This is a genomic window from Azospirillum sp. TSO22-1 (assembly GCF_003116015.1).
In the GTDB taxonomy this organism is placed as follows: Bacteria; Pseudomonadota; Alphaproteobacteria; order Azospirillales; family Azospirillaceae; genus Azospirillum.
The window spans coordinates 1-1,818 of sequence record NZ_LGQZ01000151.1; the positions used below are offsets into that span (position 1 = coordinate 1).

General features: G+C 68.6%; 2 pseudogenes. One reads left to right on the top strand and one right to left on the bottom strand.

Features of this window, described 5'->3' with window-relative positions:
• Positions 1 to 151: 151 nt before the first annotated feature.
• A pseudogene (locus TSO221_RS36645) lies at positions 152 to 451 on the top strand (transposase); the annotation flags it as partial.
• A gap of 155 nt (positions 452 to 606) precedes the next feature.
• Here TSO221_RS36645 and TSO221_RS36650 read toward each other — a convergent pair.
• Positions 607 to 1,710 (bottom strand): annotated as a pseudogene (locus TSO221_RS36650) (recombinase family protein); the annotation flags it as partial.
• Positions 1,711 to 1,818 lie beyond the last annotated feature (108 nt).

Sequence of the window (1,818 nt, forward strand, 5' to 3'; positions counted from 1 at the left end):
CGATGTGCTCCAAGGGGCGGCCACGGCTCTCCAGCAGGGCGACCGCCTCTTGCTTGAACTCGTCCGTGAAGATGCGCCGTGTCGTCATCTTCCACCTCTCCGCTCCCAACGGGAGCTTGGCAAAGGTGTCCACCGATTCGGAGGAGGCTCACAGCGCCGCTTCCCCGGCTTTGACGACAAGATTATCTCGATGTACGTCCGCGGCATGAGCGTGCGGGAGATCGTCGGGCATCTGCGCGCGCTGTACGGCGTGGAGGTGTCGCCCGACCTGATCAGCGCGGTGACCGACGCCGTGCTGGAGGAGATCGCCGCCTGGCAGGCCCGGCCGCTGGAGCCGGCGTCCCCGCTGGTCTTCTTCGACGCGCTGCGGGTCAAGATCCGTGACGAGGGGCTGGTGCGCAACACGGCCGTCCACGTGGCGCTCGGCGTGCGCGGCGACGGCACCAAGGAGAGGCGCTCCACCTGCTGCCCAAGCCCGCGCTGACCTTGGCGCAGCTGCTCGCGTCGCGCCTGGAGATCCTGCGGCAGCCAGCCTCCGCCATGTGCCCGGGAGAGAGCTTGAGCAACCTGCTCAGGCGCGGTGAGCAGCGCGCAAAGGTCCTGCCAGACCAGCTCATCGAGCTGGCGGGCCGGGGCATAGCGCGCCGGGCAGGGCTCCGTGCGTCCGCTGGTGATCGGATCGCCTTTGCCGCGACAAACGTAATATCCGTATTCCGAGTGAAGCGTGCGGCACACGCAACTTGACTGGCAGACGCCGCAGCTCACCAAGGCGCGCAGCAAGTACTCATGTCGGGTGTTGTGGCGTCGGGCGAAGGCTTGGTTCTGCGCGAGCTTGGCCTGGGCCTGTTCGAAAAGCTCGGCACTGATCAGGGCGGGAACACTCGCCACCGGCAGCCACTCCTCCGTGGGAACCGGGACCGCCGAGTTCGACGGCCGGCCGATGGGATGGGTGGCCGACCGGCGGACCCGGGGCGGACGGGCGCGCCGGCGGCCGGCGAAGACCTGGCCGGTATAGCTGGGATTGGTGAGCAGGCCCCGCAGCGTCGTCGGCGACCACTGCGGCCGGCCCGTTGGCGAGGCGATGCCTACGGCGCGCAGATGCTTGGCCAGGCTGAACAGGCTGGTGTGCTCCTCGATGAAACGGGAGAACATCTCGCGGACCACGGCGGCCTCCGCCGGCTCGACCGTGACGCCGGCTGGATCGCGCGGCCGGTCGGGATCCAGACGGTAGCCGTAGGGGGCTCGGGTCCACGGCAGCAGGCATCCGGCGCGCAGCTTCATCTGGCGTCCCCGTCGCATGCGTTCGGCGATCAAGGTGCGCTCGTATTCCGCCACGGCGCCCCGGATCTGCAACAGCAGGTGATCCTGCGGATCGCGCCCCATCGGCCGGTCAAGAAACTCGACCCGACAGCCGCAACGCTCCAGTTCCTCCAGCAGAACCATCAGTTGGACGTAATTGCGGGCCAAGCGATCGGGATCGGTGACCAGGAGCCCCCCGATCTCGCCGGCCCGCACCGCATCGCGCAGCCGGTCCAGCCCCGGCCGGTTCAGCGTCGCCCCGCTGTACCCGTCGTCTCGGAAGATGGCGGCGCTGGGGAGCTCCTCGCCGTGCGCCTGGACGTGGGCGCGCAGCCGCTCGAGTTGCTGCTCAATGGTTTGGGTCTGGGCTTGGCGCGAGGTCGAAACCCGCACGTAGACCGCTGTCCTCATGGTTCCCCTCCTGAGTTGGGGGAGAGGTGTCAGCGCCGGATGAATACTCCTCAAAAGGGGCGGCTGAAATTTCCCCAGGCTGACGCAACGGCACGGCCCCGGGGCGTA